The following is a 26850-nucleotide window of genomic DNA, read 5'->3' on the forward strand; positions in this document are numbered from 1 at the left end:
CACGGCAAGATCATTATAAATTGAACTTATAGAATATGTAGTGATCAGATCAAGACATAATAATCACCTTGGTCACGTAAAATATGAGCGCTACTTTTCTGAAACACTTTAATTCAATTACCGATCCTCGCATTGAACGCTGTAAAAAGCATGAGCTTATCGATATTCTCCTTTTAGCCATTAGTGCAGTAATCTCCGGTGCACAAGGATGGGAGGATATTGAAGACTTTGGGCATCTAAAACTTGATTGGTTAAAAAGATATGGCGCTTTCAACGCGGGTATTCCAAGACACGACACCATAGCCCGTGTCATTTGTCGGTTAAAATCAGATGAAATAGAGCATGCATTTCAATCTTGGATATCTTCACTTATTGAAACCACGGGTGCTGATATTATTGCTATGGATGGAAAAACTGCACGTCGTTCATTTACAACCAAAGATAGAAAAAGTGCTTTACATACCGTCAGTGCATGGAGCTGCCAACACCAGTTAGTTTTAGGGCAAACAGCCGTTGATAGCAAAACAAATGAAATCACAGCCATACCTGAGTTACTCACCATGCTAGATATTGAAAATAGCATCATTACACTTGATGCTATGGGCTGCCAGCAAGAAATAGCGAAACAAATAATTAAACAAAAAGCTGATTATATCCTAGCGCTCAAAGGTAACCATTCAGGTATGCAGAGTGAATTAGAAGCTTGGTGGCACAAGAGTGAGCGCGAAGGATTGACCAATAGCAACTATGATAAACATACCGAAATAAGCTCAGGGCATGGGCGCATTGAAACAAGGGTTTGTCAGCAATTGCTTATTGATAAAAGCTGGTTAGATAAAATCTACCAATGGTCTGGCTTAAAGAGTGTTATTCAAGTAACCGCTGAGGTTCACGATAAATCATCAGGTACAGACACGATAGAAACGCGTTGGTATATTAGTTCGTTAGCGTTAGGTGCGGAGCAAGCACTTAATGCGGTACGAAGCCACTGGCAGGTTGAAAGTATGCATTGGATGTTGGATATGAACTTTAGGGAAGATGAATCAAGAATCCGTAAGAAGCAAGGACCCCTTGTTTTTAACGTAATGAGAAAAATAGCCATGGCGTTATTTAAACAAGATACAACTAAAACAGCCAGTATGGCGAGAAAAAAGAAAATGGCAGGGCTAGACGATGATTATCGCTCAACCCTGTTAGAATCTGGGATTAAAATGCGCTAGCCGTGGTTTCTTTTGCATGATAGAGCGCTTTGTCAGCACATTTGTATACTTGATCAATATCATCACTGTGCTGCGGCCATGTAGCAATGCCGATGGAGACATTTATACAACCAACTTTGGCCATCGGTGTATTCGCCACTTCATTACGTAACCGCTCAGCAATAACAAACGCGCTATCGCTATTTTCGTTCGGTAATATAAGTAAGAATTCCTCGCCACCTGTTCGCGCGACAATATCATCTTTGCGAGATACCTGCTTGATCACACACGTTAAAGTTTTTAGTACCTCATCGCCCACATCATGGCCAAAAGTGTCATTAACCCGTTTAAAAAAGTCGATATCTATTTCTAGAACCGCAAAGGGGATCTGTTTTTGAATTAATTTATCTAACAATAAATACAAACCTCGCCGATTATGCGCACCAGTTAGCGGATCGGTGAGTGCATCTTGGCGTAATTGCCCCATTTGTAACTGCAATGTATTCACTCCCTCTAACATTGCTGCTTTAAGTTGCTGCGCTTCAAAATACCATGATTTAATGTCTTTTAATTTATTAACATTATTTTCGTCATTTAATAAATGTGAGCTGTCAGCTAAGAGCTTTAAAGGTCTTGAAATAAAGTGCGCTAAAAGAGCAATAGCTAGTAACATCATAAGTACTAAAGGAGTGATACGTTTAAAAATCTCGATCCCCAACACATCTAAATAGGCGAGTGTGTCTTTTAATGGACGCTGAGCAACTATTCCCCAGTTGGCTATTTCTACAGGGGCATACCCTGCTAACATAGATATATTGTCACTGTTTTTTACTAATTCTTTCCCTAAGGAGCCACTTAACACAGCAGTGATCACTGAATTATTATTGACCTGTTCACCAATACGTTTGCTATCAGGGTGGTAAATTAGTTTTTTGTTCGCATCTACAACATAAATGTACGAACCACCAGAATAGTAATGCTGCTCTAATAGTTCACTTAAAATATTAGACTCCTTTAAATATAGCGTTCCTCCAATATAGCCCATATATTTGCCGTTTTTATCAAAAAATGGACTTGAAATAAAAATCACTAAGTTATTTTCAAGTGAGATATAAGGGTAACTGACCAGTGGTTGTTTTTTTGCAAGTGCTTGCTGCGCACCAATAGAAGAAGATGTGACGCCGAGCACATTCGGTAAATAAGGTGAGGTTGCCACCGTTATACCATTTTTGTTAATAACAACTGAGTTAAAACTATTGGTTTGCAAATGAAGACGCTTTACTTCCTTCTCTAACAATACATTGTTATCAAGATCTGCTTCTATTATTTTTGCAGAATATGCCAACTGTTGAAGTGCAGACTCTAAAAAATTATTCGTTGCTGAGGCCAGTTTATTAGCATAAGCGTAATTACTTTTTAGGGTGTAATTAATCAACTGCTCTTTTTGTACTTGATAAGTAAGATAAAAACTACTGCCTAGCGCAATAACAACGGCCGAAAGCGCTAAAAATAAAATGAGTTGTCTTAATTTTAAGGTAGTTTGAAAAGGAAAACGCAAATTGAATATCACTCTGAGTAAATAAAACGACTGCTATATTGCACGCGCACATAATACAGAAATTAAACTAAGTAGCCTAATTTTTGTTATTTTTGGAATAATAAAATGACATTTATTATGTATGTTGAGTTTTGCAGTTAAGCTCAATAATAGTTAAGCTGCGTGTACTTTATTTTTATTTAGCTTGAGGTGTGTGTTGCTAAATAAGTATCTGTTGTCGTCTTCTGTTTTTTTAATCGGATGTTTTATGCCACTAAAATCTTCTTTTGCCGATCCTGCACTGTCACTTAAGCAGCAACTTGGGCAAAAGCTCATGCTCGATTTACGCTATTTTTGCCATCAAGGAAGCAGTGAGCGTTGTAGAACGGCACTCACTGAGCTACCTGATGAACTTGCTAAAGCAATTAGCCGTTATGATATTGGTGGGGTTATTTTATTTTCCGAAAACACCCAAAGCATAGAGCAAATAATTAACCTTAATCAGCAACTGCAACAAGCGGCGTCTCACTCTAAATCAGGCTTACCGCTTTTTATTTCAATTGATCAAGAAGGTGGACGCGTAGCACGACTGCCACGTGATGTGGCCACTTCATTTACCGGTAATATGTCAATTGGCGCCACCTATCCAGAGCATGGCACTTATTTCGCCACCCAAACCGCGAATGTTCTTGCCACGGAGCTTTCAGCATTGGGGATTAATGTAAATTACGCGCCAACCGTTGATGTAAACATGAACCCAGACAATCCTGTCATTAATGTCCGCTCTTTTAGTGAAAACCCAAATGATGTAGCAGTATTAGGTGCCGCACAAGTTAGTGAATTTGAAAAAAATGGCATTATTAGCGCACTAAAGCATTTTCCTGGGCATGGCGACACCAATGTAGATAGTCATACTGGCTTGCCTAAAGTGATGCATTCAAAAGAGGTGATTTACGCACAAGATTTAGCGCCCTTTAAACACATTATTGAGCAGCATAGTCCGGGCATGGTAATGACTGCGCATATTCAATACCCTGAGCTTGATAGCAGTACATTAACCAATGTAGACGGTAAGCAAATGATCAAGCCCGCGACAATGTCGCGTAAAATCATGACCGATATTCTACGTAAAGAACTTAACTATCAAGGTGTGGTGGTAACCGATGCACTTGATATGGCAGGTATTAGTCACTTTTTTAGTCCAACTCAAGCAATTATAAACACCTTTGCCGCTGGGGTTGATATTGCGCTGATGCCAATAGAGATTAGAACGCCAGATGACATTAAAAAGCTCGATGCTCTCATTGAGTCATTAGTCAATGCGGTTAAATCAGAGCAACTAAACGCACAGGAAATTGCGCATTCGGCACAGCGTATAACCTCACTTAAAAGTAAATTTAAATTAAACGCTTTTCCTGATCCCATTAAAGCATTAGCCAATGCTAAGCACATTATTGGTAATAAAGCACATCGCGAATTAGAAGCGTCACTGGCATTAGCGGCGATCACCCAAATAAAAAATAACAACAACACCTTGCCACTTAAGCTTACTGCTGGCCAACACATTCATATTATTATGCCCGATACGCGTAAATGTATGGCCATACAACAAGCCATAATGGCGCTCAGCTCACACGCATTAGTTTATAGCTGTAGCAGTTTACAAGGTTTTGACCCAATCGATGCTCAGCGAAATATAAACCAAGCTGATATTATTATTGCCGGAAATGCCACGCCTAATCAAAGCGCGGTGGAAATTGGCGGGATGGATGATTTAGCCGATAACCCAGACTTTGCCCTCAATAACGCAGAGCAACCTAAAGCACTTGAATCATTACTTAAAATGGCTAACAAGCAACAAATACCCACCGTGTTTATTAGTTTGCGAGCCCCTTATGATATTGCTCAGTTTGGCGATTCTGCCGATGCAGTATTAGCTTCATATGCTTATAATATTGACGTAGACAAAAACGAGCAAGTATCTGGGCCTGCATTTACAGCACTTGCTAAAGTATTACTCGGTCAAGCCCCTGCTAAAGGCAGCTTACCGGTAACTATTAAACAATCAAAGAGCCACTAATATGAAACTCAATTGTGACTTAGGTGAAAGCTTTGGCGCGTGGAAAATGGGGCTTGATGATCAAGTAATGCCGCATATTGATATGGCAAACATTGCCTGTGGTTTTCATGCGGGCGATCCTAGCGTTATGGCCAATACTCTTAAGCTCGCTAAACAGCATAATGTTATGATTGGCGCTCACCCAAGCTACCCCGATAAACAAGGATTTGGCAGACGCTCAATGAACCTGAGTGTGGCCGAGCTCACTCAGTGTTTACACTACCAAATAGCTGCTCTTGATGGTATGGCAAAGGCACAAGGATTAACCCTTCGTTATGTCAAACCCCATGGTGCGCTTTACAACGACATGATGAAACACCAGCCACTACTTAGTGCTGTGATGGGCGCGGTTGCCAGTTACCCTGCTGATCTAAAATTAATGATACTTGCCACGGCCGATGCTAAACACCACCATACAATGGCACGTCACCTTGGACTAACGCTTGTTTTAGAAGCGTTCGCAGACAGGCTATATACAGATCAAGGGCACCTCGTAGCACGAAATATAGCAGGCAGTGTGCATGATAAAGCAGCATTATTGGCACAAGTTAAACAGCTTTTGGCCAGTAACAGTGTGACTACCCAGTCAGGAAAATCGTTAAAACTTAACGCCGATAGTATTTGTGTGCACGGTGATAACGCCCAAGGTGTTGCGCTTATTGAAGACATTAAGGCACTTTGCAGCGCAAGCGTATAACTTCCTCTAAGCTGTAAACCCCCTTTACAGCTTTTACTTTCTTTTATCACCTTCATTCATTGGTAGTTTTAAATACTGGCTTCGTCGCATCTGACTGTTAATTATCCCTCTCCTACCCTATAAATAGAGCAGTGATTTAAAACAGGGATAAATAATGAAAACGCTTTTAGCTATGAGTCTTATACTGGGCAGCAGTCAATTAGCTGTTGCCAATACCGATACATTACAACTTCAAGATATCTTCAATCTTGAATATGCCAACCAAATAGACATAACAGAAGACGGTAAAACCGTGTATTTTGTCCGCAACCGCATGGATATTAAAACCGACCGTAAAGTAGCCAATATTTGGTCTGTTGATTACAGCACAGGGCAACTACAACCATTAACTTCTGGTGTATATATGGATTACTCGCCAGTAGTCTCTCCTGACGGACAGCGACTTGCTTTCATATCAAACCGAGATGGTAGCAACCAAATATATATTAAATGGTTAAAAACAGGGGCTATCGCTAAGGTTAGTAATTTAACTAGCAATCCAAGCTCACTAACTTGGACTCCTGATTCAAACCAGCTGGTGTTTAGTATGTTTGTTCCAATGGCGGCGTCTGCGCCTGTCAGCTTACCTGGAAAACCAAAAGGTGCCACGTGGGCAGAGCCTGCTAAATATATTGACGATGTTTATTATCGTGCCGATGGAGGGGGTTATACTGAAAAAGGGTTTAGTCAATTATTTACACTTGATGCCAATGGCGGTAATGCTCAACAACTCACCAACGATAATTTTAATAATGGTGGGGAAGTCAGCTTTAGTAAAGACGGTAAAACATTGTATTTTTCTGCTAATCGCAATGAAAATAATGAATTGAAGCCCACTAACACTGAGCTCTATCAACTCGATTTAGACTCGCTAGCCATTTTCCCTCTAACTGAGCGTAATGGGCCTGATCAACAACCTAAAGTGTCACCTGATGGCAAATACCTTGCCTATACAGGGTATGACGACAAGCGTACTAATTACGAAAACACCCAACTCTATATTCGCGATTTAAAAACAGGGAATACTCAAAGCCTAACCACCGATTTTGATAGAAGTGTTGGCCAAATTAAGTGGAGCGCGAACTCAAAAGGGCTTTATTTTAGCTATGCCGATGAAGGGCAAACTGCGCTGGCTTATCAACCTCGAAGTGGTAAACGTAAGGTGATTACCGAAAAAATAGGCAGTGTGGCGTTTGGTCGCCCTTATTCTGGTGGTGATTTTGATATTAGTGAAAATGGTGACATTGCGTTTACACTGGCTGATACCCAGCGCCCTGCTGATGTAGCTACAATAAAGAGAGGTACAGTAAAGCGTTTAACCGATTTAAACTCAGATGCACTACAAACTAAACAGCTCGCCAAGGTTGAAGAGTTATGGTTAAAATCAAGCCATGATGAGTTACCAATACAAGGCTGGGTTGCTTACCCGCCGGGTTTTGATAAATCAAAAAAATACCCACTGGTGCTTGAAATTCACGGTGGCCCTGTTGCTAATTATGGCCCGCACTTTAGTGCCGAAGTACAACTATTTGCCGCTAGAGGGAACGTGGTTTTATACATGAACCCACGTGGTAGTGATTCATACGGTAAAGAGTTTGCGCAAACCATCCATCATAATTACCCAAGCAATGATTACGATGATTTAATGACTGGGGTTGATGCGCTTATTGCAAAAGGGTTTATTGATGAATCTAAGTTATTTGTAACCGGTGGCTCTGGCGGCGGTGTATTAACTGCTTGGATTGTAGGTCATACAGATCGCTTTGCTGCAGCTGTTGTTGCCAAACCAGTAATTAATTGGATCAGCTTTGTACTCACTGCCGACTTCTATCCTTTCTTTGCCGATTATTGGTTTCCGGGCAAACCTTGGGATCATATTGAGCATTACATGAAACGCTCACCCATCAGTTATGTTGGCAATGTTAAAACCCCAACCATGTTACTCACGGGTGAGGCAGACTACCGTACGCCTATTTCAGAAACAGAGCAGTTTTATCAAGCCTTAAAATTGCAGGGAGTTGATACTGCGATGGTGCGTATTCCAAACGCCTCACATGGTATTACTGCCCGTCCATCTAACTTAATGACCAAAGTGGCATATATTCAATGGTGGTTTGATAAGCATTCGAAATAAAACGCAGAGTTATGAGTGACGAGCTATATAAGCTCGTTGCTCGAAGCTCACAAGTGTAAACCCCCTTTACAGCAATAATGTAAGTAACCCCTTACATACTCAAACTAAATATCGGACTTAGCTTCAGACTGAGTTGGTAAAAAATCGGTTTATAGAAGAAATAGTGCTGTGAGTTAGTAAAAAATCGGTTTGAGTCACTGTTTATAAGCCCTCAGTTAGTAAAAAAATGTTTTATAAGCTGCAGCAGTTAGTAAAAAATCGGTTTATTACTCTCTCGATACCTGCCTAAAACCTTTAAATTAATCGTTTAAGTGGTCAAATTGTGGGTTAGAAAGACAAATTCCCCTCTTTAATAATAAAAAATGGCCGTTATTAGCATGGTTAGTTAAAATCTGATCTGTATTAAGAGCAGCTAGTTAAATCGTGATCTGCTTTAACTCAGTTAGTTAAACTCTGATCTATATACGGCAAAAACAGTTAATTTATCGTGCTTATACGTGTTAAAGCGTAACCAGACTATCAAGCCCTCCAGCCGAGCATAAACATCCTTTAAATTTTATTTACACTTTTAACCTGCATTGCATTGAAAAATCTCACTAACCAAATGGCTAGTAAAATACTGATCTATTAAATTTTGCCTTTATGCAAGCATAAAAAAAGGGCCTTGCGGCCCTTAAGTAACACTATCTAGTTGAATTAAAATTGGTTCATGGTGTTAGCTTCACCACCGGCTTTAAGTGCATTCTCACCTGAGAAGTACTCTTTGTGTGTATCGCCAATGTTTGAGCCTGCAAGGTCTTGGTGTTTAACAGACGCTTGCTCACGACGGATTTCTTGACGCTGTACATCACGTACATAAGCCAGCATACCTAAGTCACCAAAGTAACCTTCAGATAGAATATCTGTGCTTAATGCTGCTGTGTGGTACGTTGGTAACGTGATTAGGTGGTGGAAAATACCCGCTTCACGTGCACCATCGCGTTGGAAGTTTTGTACTAATAAGTCAGCGGCTGCTGCAAGCTCTGTTGCATCCATTTCTGGAGCCATAAGCGCTTTGTTATCATCAAGACTTGGGTAAGCGCTCAGGTCACGACCTTCTTCCTGCCATTCTTGGTATACTTGCTCACGGAACTTCAGCGTCCAGTTGAACGATGGTGAGTTGTTGTATACTAATTTAGCATCTGGTACTTGCTCTTTTACGCGATTAACGAGTTCAGCAATTTGTTTTACATGTGGTTTTTCTGTTTCAATCCACAGTAAATCCGCACCTGACTGTAGGCTCGTTACACAATCTAGTACTACACGGTCTTTTTCAGTGCCTTCGCGGAACTGGTATAAACCATTGTCTAGGCGTGTTGGCTTACAAAGCTGACCATTAAGCTTCATTGCTGTTTCGCCTTCATTTAAGTCATCAACACTGTTTACTGGGGTTGTTTCTAAAAATGCATTGTATTGGCTTGCTAAGTCACCTGGTTTTTTTGAAACCGGTACTTTTTGCGTAAGGCTTGCACCTAGTGAATCGGTACGCGCAACGATAATACCGTTATCAATACCTAGCTCTAGGAACGCGTAACGCACTGCATTAATTTTTGCTAAAAAGTCTTCATGTGGAACCGTCACTTTACCTGCTTGGTGACCACATTGCTTAGCATCTGATACTTGGTTTTCGATTTGGATAGCACATGCACCCGCTTCAATCATCTTTTTAGCTAGTAGGTAAGTTGCTTCTTCGTTACCAAAACCGGCATCAATGTCAGCAATAATTGGTACAACGTGCGTTTCAAAGTTATCAATTTTGTTAAGTACTGCTTGAACGTCGCCGCCGTTTGCTTTTGCGTCGTCTAGTTCATTAAATAAGTGGTCAAGTTCACGTGCATCCGCTTGCTTTAAGAAGGTATAGATTTCTTCGATAAGTGCCGGTACTGATGTTTTTTCATGCATACTTTGATCTGGAAGAGGACCAAACTCAGAGCGAAGCGCTGCAACCATCCAACCGCTTAGGTACACGTAACTGCGCTTAGTTGTTTTTTGATGGCGCTTAATTGCCATCATCATTTGTTGGGCAGTAAAACCATGCCAACAACCTAAAGACTGTGTGTACTGGCTTGTGTCTTTATCGTATGCAGCCATGTCTTCACGCATGATGTCTGCTGTAAATTGTGCAATATCAACACCAGAGCGAAAACGATTTTGTAAACGCATACGTGTTGCGTATTCAGGATTAATTGTTTTCCATGCACTGCCTTGTGATTGGCATAATGTTGCTAGTGTATCTGTTTCGCCTTGATATGTTGTCATAATAAAGTCCTTCGAACGGGTATTAATATTTATTGTTGAGAGAGTGACTACATCACGTTAGCTCTGTAGCGCTTAATTAAACATTAGGCTTATTTTTTAGATTTAGTAAATTTATAGTTTTTATTGCGGCTATACATACAGTGAATGACTAAAAAGCATTCAAAGCCACTTTTTTGCGATATGGTAGGTGTACGCATATAAAAAATTGCACACTGTCGGACCGTTTAAGGATATTAATTATGAGCCACACTCTCACCCATTCAGGACTCAGCGTTGATAAGCAACTTGCTGAATTTGTTAAAAAACAATTATTACCTGGTACCCATCTTGATGAACACCAGTTTTGGAAAAGCTTTGCCCACATAGTGCAAACACTTACACCATTGAACAAATCACTACTGGCTAAGCGTGAACAGCTACAAAAGCAAATTGATGACTACCACCTTGCAAATAAAAATGCTGACCAAGCTCAGTATCAAGCGTTTTTAAAAGATATTGGCTACCTAGTTGATGAGCCTGAAAATTTTAGTATTGAAACTCAAAATGTAGAGCCAGAAATAGCGTTGACTGCAGGGCCACAGCTAGTAGTGCCGGTTAGTAATGCACGCTTTGCACTTAATGCAGCTAATGCACGTTGGGGGTCGTTGTACGATGCTTTATATGGAACCGATGTATTAAGCGAAGACGACGGCGCCGAAAAAGGCAGCCAATACAACCCTGTTCGTGGCTTTAAAGTAATGGCTTACGCAAGGCAGTTTTTAGACAAAGCATTACCGCTTGAAAATGGCTCGCATATTGAAAGTACTAACTATTCTATTGTTGACGGCGCCCTTGCTATTACCCTGCGCGACAGTTCGCACACCACACTTAAAAACCCTGAGCAACTGATTGGCTATCAAGGTGAAGCACAAAACCCGAGTGTTATTTTACTTAAAAACAATGGATTGCATATTGAGCTGCAAATAGACCATCACCACCCTATTGGTCAAGCTGATAAAGCAGGGTTAAAAGATGTGGTGCTAGAAGCCGCACTAACAACCATTATGGACTGTGAAGACTCGGTTGCCGCAGTGGATGCAGAAGATAAAGTACAAGTTTACAAAAACTGGCTTGGTTTAATGCAAGGCAACTTGGTTGAAACGTTTAGAAAAGGCGACAAAATGGTCGACCGCACGTTACAAGCTGACCGACAATATACAGGTCTTGATGGCCAAAAAATGACCCTCAAAGGGCGCAGTATGATGTTTGTGCGTAACGTGGGACATTTAATGACAAATCCAGCCATTACCGATGTAAGCGGCAATGATGTGTTTGAAGGCATTATGGATGCCATGTTCACCGCAACAGCTGCTTTGCACGATTTAAACACTAAAAACACGATTAAAAATTCAACCGCGCAAAGTATTAATATTGTAAAACCGAAAATGCATGGCCCTGATGAAGTCGCCTTTGCTAATACCTTGTTTGGTATGGTTGAAGAGGCGCTGAGCTTGCCTAAAAACACCCTTAAAATGGGTATTATGGATGAAGAACGTCGTACATCAGCCAACTTAAAAGCATGTATTCATGCAGCAAAAGAGCGTGTTGTGTTTATTAACACTGGCTTTTTAGACCGCACTGGCGATGAAATTCATACCTCAATGCAAGCGGGTGTTGTGCTGCCGAAAGCGGCTATTAAAGCACAGCCTTGGATCAGCGCTTACGAAGATCGCAACGTTGATATTGGCCTAGCCTGTGGCTTAAGCCATAAAGCGCAAATTGGTAAAGGTATGTGGGCAATGCCAGATAAAATGGCAATGATGATGGAGCAAAAAATAGCGCACCCTCAATCTGGCGCAAATACCGCTTGGGTGCCCTCCCCTACTGCCGCCACATTACACGCAATGCATTATCATGATGTTGATGTATTTAGCCTGCAGCAAAGCATTGCCACGCGTCAAATAGCAAGCCTAGAGAGCTTACTTACACCGCCGCTCATGCCAAACCCTGAAACGCTATCAAAAGAAGATATTCAAAGCGAGCTTGAAAACAACGCGCAAGGTATTTTAGGCTACGTAGTACGTTGGATTGACCAAGGAATAGGCTGCTCTAAAGTGCCTGACATTAATCATATTGGTTTAATGGAAGACAGAGCCACCTTACGTATTTCAAGCCAACATATCGCCAACTGGCTACATCATGGTGTATGTAGCAAAGAGCAAGTACAAAAAGTGATGGCAAAAATGGCTAAGGTTGTTGATGGCCAAAACGAGCATGACAGCCTTTACACGCCAATGGCAACTAATGAGCAGACATTAGCTAAAAGTATTGCGTATCAAGCTGCTTTAGCACTGGTATTTGAAGGGGTTAGTCAACCGAGCGGTTACACAGAGCCGCTACTACACAGCTACCGCTTGAAATATAAAGCACAGCACTAACTTAAAACTTAACCTAAAAATAAAAAAATCAGCTTTACTAGGGTCTGTTGACCTTTCAAGGTTAAATTTACAGCAGTCTGTTTGGTATTTAGACAAGGCAGAGCCTATCTATACCCAAATTACCTTAATCTGCGAGTTTCAGTTGGAATTAAAAGCTATTTTGACAAGGCATTGATTGAAAATAATGGTTATTCCCTTGTTAAAATCAATAACGCAGCATAAATAGCTTTTAAACCAACCCGTAGGGCGTTTCACAGGAACTTACTCCCTTCGTTGTTCCTTTTTAAAAGGGAGGACCATTATTGCAAAGGGAACGCCTTGATATTAAGTCCCTGTGAAACGCTGAATTCTGTATATTAAGGCAATTTGGGTATAATGTGGTTATTCCCCATAAATAGGCGATAACGCAGCATCAATGCCAAACAGGCGCTGCCCTTCGGGTTCTGCCTAGGGGCGATTTACTCTTTGTTGCCTACATGGATGTAGGTAAGGGGCGTGAGCAGGACGCGGAAGCTTTGCTCGGTTTTTACTTAGCCCACTAGGTTACAAACCTCGCGCCGCGATTAAACCGCCCCTAGTTTGAACAAATTTTAATCCGCAAAGGTCAACAGACCCTAAGCTAATTTTTTATAACGCTAGTGAATAATCACTATTCAGATCGCTACGAATTAATTTTTAATGGTCGCGTTGTGATAAACATTTTGTACGTCATCGCAATCTTCAAGCATATTGATAAATTTATCAAAGTTGGCAATAACTTCTTCGTCAGTAATTTCAACATGTACTTGTGGCACAAAGGTAATTTCATCAACTTCAAAGTTAATGCCTTCAAATGCCTCTTCCAGTGCCGTTTTAGCTTTAAAATACTCAGTATGCGGTGCAAACACCGATACCTTGCCATCTTCGGCTTCTACATCGGTTACATCAACGTCAGCCATCATGAGGGCTTCTAACACAACTTCGTCGTCATCGCCCGCAAATCCTAAAACAGCAAGGTGATCAAACATATGTGCAACACACCCAGGCGTACCTATTTTTGAATCTGTTTTAGTAAACGGTAAACGTACATCTTTAATTGTGCGGTTTGGGTTGTCGGTTAAACAGTCAACAATCACCATACAATTACCAGGGCCGTAACCCTCGTAACGGGCTGAAGAGTAATCTTCCCCTGCCCCGCCGGCTGCTTTTTCAATTGCTTTTTCGATTACGTGCGCAGGAACTTGGTCTTTTTTTGCTTTTTCAATTAAGCGGCGCAATGTTTGATTTACATCGGGATCGGGTTCACCACTTTTGGCTGCAACGTAAATTTCTTTACCGTACTTCGAATTTACTTTAGTTTTTGCGTTGGCTGTTTTAGCCATCGAACTTTTGCGGACTTCAAATGCTCTGCCCATCTTGTGCCTCTATTGAATACATTTGGTTTGCGATATTTTACCAATTCAAACCGTATTGGGCTAGTGGTTCAACATGCTATGCTGTGCAAAAGCAGCTGGGTATTAATTTAAATAATACCCATTATGTTATTAAACAAATAAAACAAAGCTCAATTTAACATAACTCAACTTTTTTCAGCGTAATTGTCAATTAATGACACCAACTCATCAAATGCATGAATAACAAAATCGGCTTGTTCGGCATACCCGGGGGTCACATCAGGTGCATACAAACAGGCACGCATATTAGCATTGTGCGCCGCTTGTATGTCGTATAAATAATCACCAACATAAATCACATTATCAACCGGCATTTCCCATTGAGTTGCAACCGTTAATAAAGCGCTCGGATCGGGTTTTGCTGGTGCGTCTGTTCGGGTGAGTACTGTTTCTATTGGTAGCGGGTTATTCTGTAACTTTAATGTCGCCGCCTTATCAAAATTACGTGTAACAATGGCCATAGGTATGTTTTTAGCTTGTAGCGCTTTAACAGCCTCTACAACGCCAGGTAGAAGCTTAGCCGATTGCGCATCTAACAACTCATGCTGATGCACTATATTCATTGCTTCTTCACGCATATAGGGGGAAGGCAGTTGTTCTATGTAATCGAGTAAGTCTTGCTCTGCAGGGCAACCTACTTGGGCTTTTATCAATGAAAAGTTTAATTCTGAAGATACTAAAGTTCCGTCTAAATCAAAAATAACACCTTTGATTGCCTCAATTTGCGTTTTCATTTCATTCCTTGCGCTAAATAATTAGCTCAGTATGCTAGGTTTGGCTTAGGTTATCTAAACCTTTAATAAAAAGTATATCAATAAACATATAAAAAACAGCTCAGTCCATTGAAATTTAATTATAGCTCATTTGATAACGTAATAGTTTGGGTTTGTATAACTGGTATAGTAAAGACTTTACGATGCAATTAATTAACTCGATCAGCTATAAAGGAAAGTGCGCACCCTCTAAAGGTGCGCAATAATAGTGGTTATTTCGGCTCAAATTTCGCTTCAAGCCAGGTATCGTCTTGGCTAAAGTTTAAGGTTTTTATCTGTCCTCGCCCTTCAACATTCACCATATTCACTTGTGCAGGCCACAAATCACGCAGTGCACCATGACTCATTCTAATGCCCTCAATCTCATCGGGAATAGCAGCTTCTTGGTACACCCAAAAAAACTTACCATCCACTTGTGCACCTACATAATTAAGGGTGAGGGGCTCACCGCTCAAGGTTTGTAAGGCAACATGAGATTCAACATACTTGGCAAAGCGTTTTTGGTCACGCTTGTTACTCATAATATCCACTTTGCCTTTAAACAAGTTACCAACAGCATGCTCTGTGTCATGTAAATAAAAACGATGCATCAATTCAATGTTGTGCGTACGCTGATTAAATAACACCGTTGTAACGGATGATTTTAATTGATGCGCCATACTTGGCGCAGCAATTAAAAAACAAACAATAATAAGCAAAAAGCGCATTATTATTGGTCCTCGTCGTTATTTTTTTCGTCTTTTGGCTCGTCTTTTTTCAGCTCTGTTTTGATATCTTGCATAATATCACGGCTTACTTTTGCCTTGCTCTTTTCACGTTTATACACTTCAATACGCGAAGGAATAATACGACGTGGGTAGTGGTTATTTTCTACATCAACATCCGCTGTTTCCCAGCCTGGATCAACCGTTACTGAGGTAAGCGGTTTGTTTTTGTCGGTAATAATCAGCTTTTGTACGTTTTTGTGATTACGACGCCAAATTTCTGCAGGAATATAACGTTCCTCTTTAGTGCCATCTTCATACGTTAGCTCTAAAAGAATTGGCATCACTAAGCCACCGAGGTTTGAAAACTCCATCACGTAGTAGTTTTTGTCTTCTTCAAGCGCGCGATCAAGTGTTTTACGCTCCCACGGCTTTAAGCCTTTTAAAAACTTTTTGTACGTATTACGCTCTTTGTTTGTAACGGTAAAGCGATCGTTTTCGTCATAAAAATCTGTCACATCTGGATTTTGTTCAACCCACGTTTGTTTACCTTCAGCGCGATTACGCTCAACAAATAATGAACTTGGCTTATTCGCTTCAATATCACGTAAACGTTTAAAGTCGATATCTGGATTTTTGGTGTCTAAACGTAATTGATATACTTTATCAAGCGAGATATCAACATGGTCTGTGGTGTAGAACCAACCACGCCAGAACCAATCTAAATCAACACCTGAGGCTTCTTCCATAGTACGGAAAAAATCAGCGGGAGTAGGGCGTTTATACTTCCAGCGCTGAGCGTACTCTTTAAAGGCAAAATCAAATAATTCACGCCCTAAAATCACTTCACGTAAAATATTTAATGCCGCAGCAGGTTTAGTATAGGCATTAGGGCCTAAACGTAGCACGCTGTCTGATTGCGTCATGATAGGCACTTGAGTCTCTGACTTCATGTAAGCAACAATGTCACGTGGTTCAACGCCCCATGGAATCGTTGGATCCCATTCACGCCCAGCAACACCGTCTAAAAAGCTATTTAAGCCTTCATCCATCCAAGTCCATTGGCGCTCATCTGAATTTACAATCATTGGGAAGTAGATATGACCTACCTCATGGATAACAACACCAATTAAAAAGCGTTTTTCTGCTTGAGAGTAAGTGCGTGTACCATCGTCTTGTAAATCTGTACGTGGGCCATTAAAAGTGATCATTGGGTATTCCATACCCCCTACAGGGCCATTAACTGACTGCGCAGTTGGGTATGGGTAATCAAATGAATACTGTGAATACACTTCCATCGTGTGTACAACCGCTTCAGTTGAGTATTTCTTCCATAAGTCGCCACCTTCTTTAGGGAAGAACGACATCGCCATAACGAGTGGTTGTTCATCACCACCTTGCTGGTAACCTTTAGCATCCCACATAAATTTACGTGATGATGCCCAAGCAAAGTCACGAACATTTTCTGCTTTAAAATGCCATGTTTTTGTTTTGTCTGTACCGGCTTTTTCGTTTTCGAGCGCTTCTTCTTCGGTAACAACAAACACAGGGCGTTTTGCTGTTTCAGCTTCTTTTAAACGCTTGCGCTGAGTGCTGGTCAATACCGAGCTTGGGTTATCAAGCTTACCAGTTGCCGATACAATATGATCCGCAGGAACCGTAATTTCAACATCGTAGTCACCAAACTCTAAAGTGAACTCACCACTACCTAAAAACGGTTTGTTTGTCCATGCTTCGTAATCGGTGTAAGCCGCTAAGCGAGGAAACCACTGTGCAACCAAGAAAATATCGTTACCGTCTTCTTCAAAATGCTCGTAACCTGCACGTGCGCCTACCGCGTCTTCTTCAACGAGGTTAAACGCAAAGTCCATACTAAACTCAACATCCTTACCGGGTTTAAGTGGGGTATTTAAATCAATGCGCATTAAGGTATCAACCACAGTCACGCGCAGTGCTTTACCATCTTCATCTTTAACATTGCTAATGGTGTAACCCAGTTCATTATCGTCCATAAATTGCTGACGACGTAAATCACCTAAGCTTAACTTAGCAGGCTTTGCATCTGGCTCGTTCTGTAGGGTACTTTTAAATGTTTGCGTGGTTTCTGCAATTGAGTCATTTTTAAAAATATTTTGATCAAGCTGAAGCCATAAATACTTTAATGTATGCGGAGAGTTATTTTTATATTCAATTGTTTGACTCCCCGTTAAGCGACGCTTTTGCTCATCAAGCTTTACATCAATATCGTAATCAACGCGTTGTTGCCAATAATTTTCAGCAGGGGCACCTGCTGCACTGCGGTAAACATTAGGCGTAGGTAAAGCTTCATCTAGTTGACGAAACTTATCAACATAACTGCCTTTAGTTTGCTCAACAGATGAGGCAAGCACAGTGCTTGCCATTGCCAAAGGCAATACAAACGCGCTCAGTGTAAATAAATTTTTCTTCATTGTTAATCCTGATCGATTTTAGTAACGCTACTGTGACAAATTTACAGCTTAGCTTCAATAAAATAGCGATAAAACCCTGCTTTTATAGGGTGATATTCCCCACCTTTTTGTAAATACAATAAATAGCGTTTTATACAACAAAAAAGAACGGACATTTCGTCAGAAATTGAATAAAAAAACAAAGGCAATTAATACGCCAAACAAAACTGTAAAGGGGGTTTACAAAACACACTGGCTATCACTAAAAGTAGAGATAAAAGCAAAAAACACAGCTATTTTCATTAAAAAAGCTAAATAACGCAGTTTTAGGTTGATCTTTACTATGGTTTGTAATTAGAATCGCCCACTTTTTTAATTTGAGAGCATTTTTTTAGCGTTTCTCTCAAATATTTTTTGTTCTAACTAGTCGTAACAAGTGTGGTGAGTTTATGGATTTTTATGTCCTAAAAAAGCAGCAAAAACTAATTGCAATACCAGCAGACGTGCAAAATTGTAAGCAGTATATAAACTCGGGTTATCTGTATATTGATAAAGTCGCTGCTTGTAATGAAACTAATGCACTGCAAGTATTACAAGCTAAAAAAGCCAAAGCATTAAAGTGGCCTTTAACAATCGCGCTCGCTGCTTTGCCCGTTATTTTTATAGCTTGGTATACTTTAACCTAAAGCGATACTTGCATCTTTAATTGCCTTGGGTATATTGGCGCTCTTATGGTTTTTTAAGAGCGCAAAATGAAAGTTCTTCACACTTCAGACTGGCACCTAGGTCAGCAATTTTATGAACATGATCGCCGTCATGAACACCATGCTTTTTTCTCTTGGCTGTTAACCACCCTCGTTAACCAACAAATCGATTTATTGCTTGTTGCAGGTGACATTTATCATACTGCCACACCGAGTGCTAGCGCCGAAAACCAACTCTATCAATTTATAAAAAACGCCAAAGCCCAGTGCCCACAATTACACGTTGTTATTATTGCGGGTAATCATGACTCCGCTAATCGTATTTTGGCTGCACAACCCTTATTAGCCCAGTTTGATACTCATGTGGTAGGGCGGTTTGATCCTGCTAAACCCAGTGACGTTGTAATAACGATTAATAACGATGATAAACGCGCTGTGGTACTCGCTATGCCTTTTTTACGCACCAGTGACATAAGCACGCTTAGCCAAACCGAAAATGGCCCCAGTTACGCACAGGGCGTTGCAAAAGCCTATGAACTTGCTCTTGAACATGCGCTAACACTTAACGCTGAAAATACGCCTTTAATTGTTATGGGTCATTTGCATGCAAAAGGCGGTAATATTTCCGGTGACTCTGAACGTAATTTGGTCATTGGCGGTGAAGAAGCTATTTCAGCGTCGGTATTTGGTAAGCAAGCCAATTACGTCGCACTAGGCCACTTACATAAAGCACAACTAGTAGCTAAAAATGAGCAAATACGTTACAGCGGCACGCCTATTCCAATGTCGTTTTCAGAGAGAAAGTATACCCATCAAGTAAATGTGGTTGAATTTAGCGAGCAAAAAAACCAACCGTTAAACACCACTGTAAACCCCCTTTACATTCCGCGCTTAGCTGAAGTCATTGTACTTCCTGAAGGAGAATGTGTGCCTTTAGCGCAGCTGTGTGAGCAAATAAAAGCACTCGATACAGAGCAATACGACATTGCTCCTTACTTGCGAGTAAAACTTAAATCAAGTGATATCGATACCACCTTTCGAGAACAAATCGAGCAAGCACTTAAAGGAAAACAGGTTAATTTTTGTGGCATAGAGCGAGTTCGTGACCAGCAAATGAGTAATTCCTCAGAAACGGTATTTGAAGATTTAAGTTTTGTGGAAATGCTCAACCCAATTAGCTTACTCGAACAAGCATTTAATAATGATAAAGATATGGCCGCAGCGACCGTGCCCAATGAATTAAAAGCACTGTTAACCAACGTAATTGAAGAACTTGAACAGGAGCAACTGCTATGAAAATAACGGCTGTTCGTATTCATAATTTAGCCTCTATTGCCGATGCCGAAATCGACTTTTTAGCCTCACCACTCAAAGACGCAGGCCTCTTTGCCATTACAGGTGACACCGGCGCAGGAAAAAGCACCGTACTCGATGCTATCTGCTTAGCACTTTATACTAAAACTGCGCGTTTGAAAGGCGATAAAGGTAACCTAATTGATTTTAATGGCGATAACATTAAGCTTAACGATGCCCGCAATTTATTGCGCCGTGGCAAATGGGAAGGGTACGCCGAAGTAGATTTTAGTGGCCAAGACCAACAGCTTTACAGAGCACGTTATAGTATTCAACGTACGCATAAAAAAGTAACCGGCAAACTTAAAGTGGCCGAACATACTTTACATAGCCTACCCGATGAAACCTTAATTGCTGACAAAAGTGGCACCTTAAAAGCCATAGAAAATAAAATAGGTTTGACCTTTGAGCAGTTCTCGCGTGCGGTGTTACTAGCACAACATGAGTTTGCCGCCTTTTTAAAAGCCACTGGCGATGAGCGCGCGCAGCTTTTAGAGTGCCTGACTGGCACCGATAAATTTAGTCGAATAGGGCAGCGTATATTTGAGCGCAACAAAGCTATTAAAGATAAATTTGAATTACTAACGGCAAGTTTAGCCAGTTATACGTTATTGTCTGACGATGAGCTGAGTGAAAAACAACAAACGCTGGCTGATTTAAAACAACAAATTGAACACACTAAAACAACTTTAGCAACGACAGAGCAAGGCGTTAATTGGTATAAGCAAGCACATAGCTTGGAGCTGACATTAAAAAATGCTCAGCAAAACGAGCAACAAGCACATGCCGCACTCAATGCTGTTAAAGCGCAAACGGAGCAAGCGAAACAAGCGCAAAGTGCGCTTGAAATTAAAGATAACCGCCAGCGCTGTGAAAGCTTAACAGCACAAAATAGCCAGTTAAATACACAAATAAAACAATTAAACGAGCTTGATCACAACTCGCTGATCACCGAGCAAGCAAGTAACGTTAAAAAACAGCAAAACGAATTAGATACAGCAAAACAACAAAAGCTAACAGCAGAGCCTCTGATTGCAAAAGCGCGAGAGCTCGACAGCCAATTAGCAATATATAACCAAACTATAAAAAGTCTGACTCAACAAAGCGCCAAAGAGCAGCAACAATTAAGTGATTTACAACAGCAGCTACAACAAAACAAAATAAGTGCAGAGCAAGCCACAACTCAAATCACAGGGCATCAGCACTGGTTGAACGAGCAGAGTCAATTAAAGCCATTGGCAACTGATTGGAACTATTTTCATCATAGTTTTAAGCAGTTTTTTAATACTCAGACACAACTAAAAACAACCCAGCAGCAAGCTCAGGCTCACGCAGAGCAACAAACAATACTCACAGCAAAACTTAGCGAGCAAAATAAACAACTCGAACAAGCAGAGCAAACGCTTACAACGCAGCAGCAAAGCCTAAATAAGCTAAACCAGCAGCACGCTCAATTTAACATTGAACAATGCGACGTTAAGCTTAAAAACATTGATTATTTAAAAGATCAGCGCACACGCTATAAGCAGTTTAACCAAGAATTAAAACACACGGTGCAACAGCAACGTGATGTGGCAGAAAAGCTCAGCCACAGTGAACACTCTAAAACTACGCTGCTTACGCATTTAACCAGCAAAGAGCAGGCACTTAAACACGCAGAGCAAGCGCTTAATCAAGCGAGGCTTCGTGCCAGTGAGCATGTTGAGCATTTACGCGCACAACTGGTTCCAAATGAGTCGTGTGCCGTTTGTGGGGCTACAGAGCACCCGTTCGCGAGCAATCAAAGCCAACCTTTTACAAACCTAATAACCGACTTTGAAAATGCATATAATAACGAAAAGCAGCAACACCAAGATGCTCAAACACAGCTTCATCAGCACCAAACACAACACGCGGTTTTGGTGGCAGAGCATGCTCAGTACAGCCAAGCCATTAGTGATGCACAAGCCAAAATGCTGGAAATTAAAAATACCATGCAAGCGGCTAAAACCGAGCTTAATGAGTTAACAGTTGAGCAGCTTGATGAAACTTATAAGCAATTAAGTGAACAAAAAACACAGTATTTTTCGGCGCAAAAACAGCTCAGTAATTTGCAAGAAACTGTTAACCAGCTGCAAAGCACAGTTAAAAAAGAACAAGCGACACAGCAACAATTAAATACACAGCATGTTGAGCTGAGCAATCAGCAATCTCAGCTTAATAACAAATGCGATGAACTAGCAACTCAAAGCGAAGCGCTTATAAAAGAGCTCAATTTACATTTTAAACACAGTGATTTTTGGCACGCATTGCAAGCAGGCTCGTTACCGCTTAGCGATTTAGCTCAGCAGGTAGAACAATATCAGCAAATCCAAGCACAGCTTGAACAAAGTCAAAAACAATTCGACAGCGCCAATGTACAGTTACAACAACTAACACCGCTTATAACCAAAGCAGAGCAGCGAGTTAACACGCTCAATGAAGAATTAACTCAAACACAGCAACAGCACAATAATACGCAGCAACAGCGCTTAGCCTTGTTTGATAACCAAACTATTAGCGCCGATGACTACCAAGCTAAACTGTCAGCACAGCTAGAGCACTGCCAAAACCAATTAAGTGCCAGCCAACAAGCACACGACAGTGCCGTAAAACAGCGCGATGAACACGCCATCACGCTTAAAAACCTTGAGCATCGTCTGGCAGATAACCACCAAGAGTTAGTGATGCTTGAAACGCGTTACAACGACTGGTTTAAAGAATTTAACATCCTTCATGGCGATATCAGTCATGAGCAAGTCACATTTTTACTAACTATCAGCAACGACGATATTAAAACTCAGTTAAAACAAGGCGAGCAACTATCGCAAGCAGTCGTTGATGCCAGTGCCGCGTTAAAGCAACAGCAACAAGCTAATGAACAGCATCAACAAAATAATCAGCCAACGCAAAGCGAAGCACAGCTAATTGAGCAACAAAACCACTTAAATACCCAGCAAACACAATTGCAAAATAGCTTACTCACCATCAACACCGCGATTGAGCAGCACAACCAAAATGCAAAAGCGCTTGAGGGCAAACAAGCTGAACTGAGCCAGCTCAAGCAACAGGTTGACCAATGGCATTTACTTAATAAAGTACTAGGTGATGCCACAGGTAAAACAATGCGTAATTTAGCGCAAACACAAACACTCAAAATATTGCTGCATTATGCTAATAGCCATTTAAAAACCCTTAACAAGCGTTATGAGCTCACTGCAATTGCTGAGTCACTTGATATAGCCATTATCGACCGCGATATGGCCGATGAACAACGCTCGGTCAATACGCTATCTGGCGGTGAATCGTTTTTAGTGTCGTTGGCATTAGCACTGGGACTTGCCTCACTATCTTCGAACAAAGTGCAAATTAACTCGTTATTTGTTGACGAGGGCTTTGGAACACTAGATAGTGAAACACTCAGTATTGCCATGGACGCGCTAGATTCATTGCAAGCGCAAGGTAGAAAGGTCGGTGTAATTTCACATGTAAGTGAAATGAGCGAACGCGTTGCTACGCAAATTCATGTCGCTAAAAAACCGGGTGGATACTCCACCATAAACGTAATTTAAGGAGACAGCATGCCCACTTTCAAAGGCGAAGAAGCACAAGAATATGATAACCGCATTACCCGTTTAGTCCCAGGCTATGAGCTACTTCATCAACTAACCAATGCACAACTGCAAACCACGTTAAGCGACGATGCACACATTTTAGTGATTGGTGCCGGCACAGGTAAGGAAGTATTAGCATTAGCACAAATAAATCCTAAATGGCAGTTTACTGCCCAAGACACCTCCAGTGATATGCTCGATATTGCAAAACAGCGCTTTGCAGAGCAAGGTATTGATAGCCGTGTCACTATTGAATGTAGCCCAGTTGATAAAGTAAAAGCGAAAGCAGACGCCGTATTATGTTTACTGGTGATGCATTTTGTAGAAGATAACGGCGACAAAAAACAAATTCTTAAAAGCATTAAAACTAACCTTAAAAAAGGAGCGAATCTTTACATTGCTGATTTAATGCGCCCAGAAACAACATTTGAGCGTGAGTCACAATTAAACACCTGTGCTCAATTAGGCTTAACTGAAGCTGGCAAAACTCAAATGGGGCATAACCTCGAAAGAGAGTTTTACCCCCTAGATCGTATGCGCTTTAGTGAACTACTGAATGAATGTGGATTTGGTATTCCAAAGCTTTATTTTAAAGCACTTGGCTTTAGCGGTTACGTTGTATAAATTTTTGTCAAAAAAAAAGCTAATATCATAATGATATTAGCTTTATTGCTTAACACTAGTTTAAGCGGAGTGAGTGCGCTTTAAAGCCCACTCCTTCTATAATTAGATGCAAACGATGTTTTCAGCTTGCGGGCCTTTTTGACCTTGAGTAACAGTAAACTGTACACGTTGGCCTTCAGCTAGCGTTTTAAAACCGTCGCCAGAGATAGCACTGAAATGTGCGAAAACGTCTGCGCCAGATTCTTGCTCGATAAAACCAAAACCTTTTGCTTCGTTAAACCATTTTACTGAACCAGTAGTTGTATTAGACATAATATGTATCCTAAAAATTAATTAAAGTGTGCCTGAAAAGAGGCGATTGAGCCGAAAAAATAGTTAACTTGAGGATATCGCGTAGGATTATTACTAAAACAACGGGGTACTAACAAATAAAACAAAACTTCTTTCAAACTTATAAATATTGATGGGTTAACACTAACCCATCAATTAAAACTATTTAGATGCAAACGATGTTTTCAGCTTGCGGGCCTTTTTGACCTTGCGTTACAGTAAACTGTACTTTTTGGCCTTCGGCTAATGTTTTGAAACCGTCGCCAGAGATAGCACTGAAATGTGCGAAAACGTCTGCGCCAGATTCTTGCTCAATAAAACCAAAACCTTTTGCTTCATTGAAAAATTTTACTGTACCAGTAGTTGTATTAGACATAATAATATCCTAAAAAAATAATAAAAAATTTGCCTTAAAATAGGCGTTTAACAGGAAGAAAACAAACATTTAACTTGAGGATATCGCGAAGGATTATTACTAATAACAACGAGGTACTTACAAATAAACAGGGCTTTCTATCAACCCGATGGCAAGCAGAATAACAGCAATACACTTTATAACAAGCTTTATTTACACTTTATTTTTACCTATTTAGGCAAAGCCCGCTGCCATAGGCTTTGCAGCGTCATCGCCTTAACTTTTTAAAGTTCGTGTAAAACATAACCTGTTAAAAGTGCAAGTTACGCGCTCTTACAATATCTTTCATCACAATGGTTGAGGTTAAACGTTGTACACCCGGTAAGGCTGATAGCTTGTCATCGTAGAGTTGCTGAAACGCGGCTAAATCTTTAGTAACGACGTGTAATAAGTAATCAGGGGTGCCAAATAAGCGTTGTGCATTGGTGATCTGAGGAATAGCATCCACCGCTTGCTCTAATTTGCTTAACGACGCTTTATCACCTTCTTTAATAGTAATAAATACTAACGCAGAAAAGTTTAAACCCACTTTTTCAGGTGATATTTCAGTTCTGTAGCCAACAATTGCTTTGCTTTTCTCAAGCTCTTTTACACGACGATGACAAGGTGACACGCTTAGCCCAACACGATCAGCCAATTCAGAAAGGGTGAGCCTGCCATCAACTTGCAACTCAGCAAGAATTTTCCTATCTATGGTATCCATAGTTGATTATTTCCTAAAATGAACGCTTATGTCAGTAAAATACAGTAACTTTTACTCATCAGAAAGAAATAAAATAGCAGCTCACTTATTTTGGGTTTTAGCGCATGGATACGTATGGATATTAATATTATTTTTTCTTTTTGGCTGGTATCAATCTTGTTTGTACTTACCCCCGGTGCCGATTGGGCTTATACAATCAGTGCAGGTATAGCGGGTGATAAAATCATTCCTGCAGTAGCGGGGTTAATACTTGGGCATTTAATGGCCAGTTTAATAGTGGTGGTAGGTTTAGGCGCGTTATTAGCATCGCATGCCATGTTTATAAAGCTGTTAACCTTATTTGGTGCTTTGTACATAATTTGGATTGCCGTATCACTGTACCGATTTCCTCCAATGCCTGCAGCCTATAACGATGGCCAAGAACACACCTCAGATACGCCTCTAAAGTGGGTGAGAAAGGGCTTTATAATTAGTGGCTTGAATCCCAAAGTGATGCTGTTATTTTTAGCCTTATTGCCGCAGTTTGTTTTACCAACACTGTCATTTTCTATTACTGAACAATTGCTGGTACTTAGCATTATTCATTTAGTTGGCTGTGCGCTGGTATATTGGTTAATAGGGGTAAGTGCCAGAAAAATCCTCAGCAATAATCCGGCGCTCTCACTAAAATTTGGCCGTGCATCGGCCTGCATCCTATTTATTTTGGGCTCGCTCATGCTAGTTGATAGCGCTAACACACTGAGCGTAACACTTACCTAAAAAACGAAAGTGGCTTAGATTATTCGCAACTGAGCCACTAATTCACTCAAACGGGCAATTTTAATATTACTCAGCTGCCTATAATCAAAATAGGGGCATACAATAATATTCTGGCTTTTATCTATAGCAAACTCATCATCAAGCCAATCAAGTTGGGCGTTTAACTTACCTTGTTGTATCAAGTTTTTAGCGTGAGTTCTTCCTGCAATAATGTGCAATTGATTTTTATGCTCAGTAAGCACCGGCGCACTAAAGAGTAATGCAGTCCCGCTATGCTGCTGTAACAACAGCTCATCGCGATATGCTTGCCAACTCACGGCTTGTTTAGCAAATGAGTAATACTCGCTTGGCAGCGCAAATAACACCTTGGCGTACACATTAAAAACTTTTCGCCAGCCATTGCCACAGTGCTGGTTTATGCTATTTATTTGCCCACTAACTACAGGCTCTAGCTGCGCAAGTGTTTCAAAGTAAGGCATAGGGGGCGCTTTTGCTACATACACAGCAACACTGAATGAATTATCACCTAACCCTATTAACTGGCTGCTCAC

General features: G+C 40.7%; 20 protein-coding genes. 10 read left to right on the forward strand and 10 right to left on the reverse strand.

The window, feature by feature from the left end:
- Positions 1-83 precede the first annotated feature (83 nt).
- Positions 84-1220: an ISAs1 family transposase gene (locus L641_RS0115820; protein WP_024602346.1), complete on the forward strand. Its 1137-nt coding sequence runs from the start codon at positions 84-86 to the stop codon at positions 1218-1220.
- Here the strand turns inward: L641_RS0115820 and L641_RS0115825 are convergent.
- Complete coding sequence (locus L641_RS0115825; RefSeq protein WP_051385876.1) at positions 1207-2685, reverse strand: sensor domain-containing diguanylate cyclase; 1479 nt, start codon at positions 2683-2685, stop codon at positions 1207-1209. The genes L641_RS0115820 and L641_RS0115825 overlap by 14 nt on opposite strands.
- Positions 2686-3004: 319 nt before the next feature.
- On the opposite strand from L641_RS0115825, the gene L641_RS0115830 reads away from it, so the two are divergent.
- The 3 genes from L641_RS0115830 to L641_RS0115840 all read left to right on the forward strand — a co-directional run bounded on the left by L641_RS0115830 (position 3005) and on the right by L641_RS0115840 (position 7725).
- On the forward strand, positions 3005-4816 hold the full coding sequence (locus L641_RS0115830) for a glycoside hydrolase family 3 protein (RefSeq protein WP_024602420.1): 1812 nt from the start codon (positions 3005-3007) through the stop codon (positions 4814-4816).
- A 1-nt stretch (position 4817) separates the two neighbouring features.
- Positions 4818-5552, forward strand: coding sequence for a 5-oxoprolinase subunit PxpA (locus L641_RS0115835; protein WP_024602421.1), 735 nt, complete (start codon positions 4818-4820; stop codon positions 5550-5552).
- A gap of 154 nt (positions 5553-5706) precedes the next feature.
- The gene (locus L641_RS0115840; protein ID WP_024602422.1) at positions 5707-7725 is read left to right on the forward strand and encodes a S9 family peptidase; all 2019 of its coding nucleotides are present in this window, start codon (positions 5707-5709) and stop codon (positions 7723-7725) included.
- A 696-nt stretch (positions 7726-8421) separates the two neighbouring features.
- Here the strand turns inward: L641_RS0115840 and L641_RS0115845 are convergent.
- On the reverse strand, positions 8422-10023 hold the full coding sequence (locus L641_RS0115845) for an isocitrate lyase (protein WP_013462827.1): 1602 nt from the start codon (positions 10021-10023) through the stop codon (positions 8422-8424).
- A 239-nt stretch (positions 10024-10262) separates the two neighbouring features.
- Here L641_RS0115845 and L641_RS0115850 point away from each other — a divergent pair, with 239 nt between their 5' ends.
- Positions 10263-12440, forward strand: coding sequence for a malate synthase G (locus L641_RS0115850; RefSeq protein WP_024602423.1), 2178 nt, complete (start codon positions 10263-10265; stop codon positions 12438-12440).
- 668 nt (positions 12441-13108) lie between these two features.
- On the opposite strand, the gene L641_RS0115855 is transcribed toward L641_RS0115850, so the two are convergent.
- From L641_RS0115855 to L641_RS0115875, 4 genes are all read right to left on the reverse strand, one after another.
- Positions 13109-13834 carry a YebC/PmpR family DNA-binding transcriptional regulator gene (locus L641_RS0115855; protein ID WP_013462824.1) on the reverse strand — a complete coding sequence of 242 codons (726 nt, stop codon included), beginning with the start codon at positions 13832-13834 and terminating at the stop codon, positions 13109-13111.
- Between the two features lie 164 nt (positions 13835-13998).
- Complete coding sequence (locus tag L641_RS0115865) at positions 13999-14607, reverse strand: HAD family hydrolase (protein ID WP_024602424.1); 609 nt, start codon at positions 14605-14607, stop codon at positions 13999-14001.
- Between the two features lie 251 nt (positions 14608-14858).
- Positions 14859-15353 (reverse strand): DUF6702 family protein, encoded by a 495-nt coding sequence (locus L641_RS0115870; protein ID WP_016899988.1) that lies wholly within the window; start codon positions 15351-15353, stop codon positions 14859-14861.
- 2 nt (positions 15354-15355) lie between these two features.
- Positions 15356-17800 (reverse strand): M1 family metallopeptidase, encoded by a 2445-nt coding sequence (locus tag L641_RS0115875; RefSeq protein WP_024602425.1) that lies wholly within the window; start codon positions 17798-17800, stop codon positions 15356-15358.
- A gap of 428 nt (positions 17801-18228) precedes the next feature.
- Here L641_RS0115875 and L641_RS0115880 point away from each other — a divergent pair, with 428 nt between their 5' ends.
- The 4 genes from L641_RS0115880 to L641_RS0115895 all read left to right on the forward strand — a co-directional run bounded on the left by L641_RS0115880 (position 18229) and on the right by L641_RS0115895 (position 24092).
- The gene (locus tag L641_RS0115880) at positions 18229-18465 is read left to right on the forward strand and encodes a hypothetical protein (protein ID WP_013462818.1); all 237 of its coding nucleotides are present in this window, start codon (positions 18229-18231) and stop codon (positions 18463-18465) included.
- Between the two features lie 66 nt (positions 18466-18531).
- A complete protein-coding gene (locus tag L641_RS0115885; RefSeq protein ID WP_024602426.1) occupies positions 18532-19779 on the forward strand; it encodes an exonuclease SbcCD subunit D C-terminal domain-containing protein in 1248 nt (415 codons plus the stop codon).
- Positions 19776-23426 carry an AAA family ATPase gene (locus L641_RS0115890; protein ID WP_024602427.1) on the forward strand — a complete coding sequence of 1217 codons (3651 nt, stop codon included), beginning with the start codon at positions 19776-19778 and terminating at the stop codon, positions 23424-23426. The genes L641_RS0115885 and L641_RS0115890 overlap by 4 nt, the downstream gene beginning before the upstream one ends.
- A 9-nt stretch (positions 23427-23435) precedes the next feature.
- A complete protein-coding gene (locus tag L641_RS0115895; RefSeq protein WP_016899984.1) occupies positions 23436-24092 on the forward strand; it encodes a class I SAM-dependent methyltransferase in 657 nt (218 codons plus the stop codon).
- Between the two features lie 102 nt (positions 24093-24194).
- Here L641_RS0115895 and L641_RS0115900 read toward each other — a convergent pair whose 3' ends face one another.
- The 3 genes from L641_RS0115900 to L641_RS0115910 form a co-directional block, all read right to left on the reverse strand.
- Positions 24195-24404 carry a cold-shock protein gene (locus L641_RS0115900; protein WP_007377377.1) on the reverse strand — a complete coding sequence of 70 codons (210 nt, stop codon included), beginning with the start codon at positions 24402-24404 and terminating at the stop codon, positions 24195-24197.
- Positions 24405-24588: 184 nt separating this feature from the next.
- Complete coding sequence (locus tag L641_RS0115905; protein ID WP_008463923.1) at positions 24589-24798, reverse strand: cold-shock protein; 210 nt, start codon at positions 24796-24798, stop codon at positions 24589-24591.
- A 289-nt stretch (positions 24799-25087) separates the two neighbouring features.
- Positions 25088-25540 (reverse strand): Lrp/AsnC family transcriptional regulator, encoded by a 453-nt coding sequence (locus L641_RS0115910; protein ID WP_013462814.1) that lies wholly within the window; start codon positions 25538-25540, stop codon positions 25088-25090.
- Positions 25541-25654: 114 nt separating this feature from the next.
- Here L641_RS0115910 and L641_RS0115915 point away from each other — a divergent pair, with 114 nt between their 5' ends.
- On the forward strand, positions 25655-26299 hold the full coding sequence (locus tag L641_RS0115915; RefSeq protein WP_024602428.1) for a LysE family translocator: 645 nt from the start codon (positions 25655-25657) through the stop codon (positions 26297-26299).
- A 14-nt stretch (positions 26300-26313) separates the two neighbouring features.
- Here the strand turns inward: L641_RS0115915 and L641_RS0115920 are convergent, their stop codons facing one another.
- Positions 26314-26850 carry a hypothetical protein gene (locus tag L641_RS0115920; RefSeq protein ID WP_024602429.1) on the reverse strand — a complete coding sequence of 179 codons (537 nt, stop codon included), beginning with the start codon at positions 26848-26850 and terminating at the stop codon, positions 26314-26316.

Source organism: Pseudoalteromonas sp. TB41 (assembly GCF_000497975.1).
Taxonomy (GTDB): Bacteria; Pseudomonadota; Gammaproteobacteria; order Enterobacterales; family Alteromonadaceae; genus Pseudoalteromonas; species Pseudoalteromonas tetraodonis.

What these genes read in the sequence shown, in the direction of transcription:
- L641_RS0115820 (WP_024602346.1), top strand. Translation starts at nt 84, where the DNA reads ATGAGCGCTACTTTTCTGAAACACTTTAATTCAATTACCGATCCTCGC.
- L641_RS0115905 (WP_008463923.1), bottom strand. Translation starts at nt 24,798, where the DNA reads ATGTCTAATACAACTACTGGTACAGTAAAATTTTTCAATGAAGCAAAA.
- L641_RS0115830 (WP_024602420.1), top strand. Translation starts at nt 3,005, where the DNA reads ATGCCACTAAAATCTTCTTTTGCCGATCCTGCACTGTCACTTAAGCAG.
- L641_RS0115915 (WP_024602428.1), top strand. Translation starts at nt 25,655, where the DNA reads ATGGATATTAATATTATTTTTTCTTTTTGGCTGGTATCAATCTTGTTT.
- L641_RS0115870 (WP_016899988.1), bottom strand. Translation starts at nt 15,353, where the DNA reads ATGCGCTTTTTGCTTATTATTGTTTGTTTTTTAATTGCTGCGCCAAGT.
- L641_RS0115910 (WP_013462814.1), bottom strand. Translation starts at nt 25,540, where the DNA reads ATGGATACCATAGATAGGAAAATTCTTGCTGAGTTGCAAGTTGATGGC.
- L641_RS0115895 (WP_016899984.1), top strand. Translation starts at nt 23,436, where the DNA reads ATGCCCACTTTCAAAGGCGAAGAAGCACAAGAATATGATAACCGCATT.
- L641_RS0115835 (WP_024602421.1), top strand. Translation starts at nt 4,818, where the DNA reads ATGAAACTCAATTGTGACTTAGGTGAAAGCTTTGGCGCGTGGAAAATG.
- L641_RS0115875 (WP_024602425.1), bottom strand. Translation starts at nt 17,800, where the DNA reads ATGAAGAAAAATTTATTTACACTGAGCGCGTTTGTATTGCCTTTGGCA.
- L641_RS0115890 (WP_024602427.1), top strand. Translation starts at nt 19,776, where the DNA reads ATGAAAATAACGGCTGTTCGTATTCATAATTTAGCCTCTATTGCCGAT.
- L641_RS0115900 (WP_007377377.1), bottom strand. Translation starts at nt 24,404, where the DNA reads ATGTCTAATACAACTACTGGTTCAGTAAAATGGTTTAACGAAGCAAAA.
- L641_RS0115845 (WP_013462827.1), bottom strand. Translation starts at nt 10,023, where the DNA reads ATGACAACATATCAAGGCGAAACAGATACACTAGCAACATTATGCCAA.
- L641_RS0115840 (WP_024602422.1), top strand. Translation starts at nt 5,707, where the DNA reads ATGAAAACGCTTTTAGCTATGAGTCTTATACTGGGCAGCAGTCAATTA.
- L641_RS0115855 (WP_013462824.1), bottom strand. Translation starts at nt 13,834, where the DNA reads ATGGGCAGAGCATTTGAAGTCCGCAAAAGTTCGATGGCTAAAACAGCC.
- L641_RS0115880 (WP_013462818.1), top strand. Translation starts at nt 18,229, where the DNA reads ATGGATTTTTATGTCCTAAAAAAGCAGCAAAAACTAATTGCAATACCA.
- L641_RS0115850 (WP_024602423.1), top strand. Translation starts at nt 10,263, where the DNA reads ATGAGCCACACTCTCACCCATTCAGGACTCAGCGTTGATAAGCAACTT.
- L641_RS0115885 (WP_024602426.1), top strand. Translation starts at nt 18,532, where the DNA reads ATGAAAGTTCTTCACACTTCAGACTGGCACCTAGGTCAGCAATTTTAT.
- L641_RS0115865 (WP_024602424.1), bottom strand. Translation starts at nt 14,607, where the DNA reads ATGAAAACGCAAATTGAGGCAATCAAAGGTGTTATTTTTGATTTAGAC.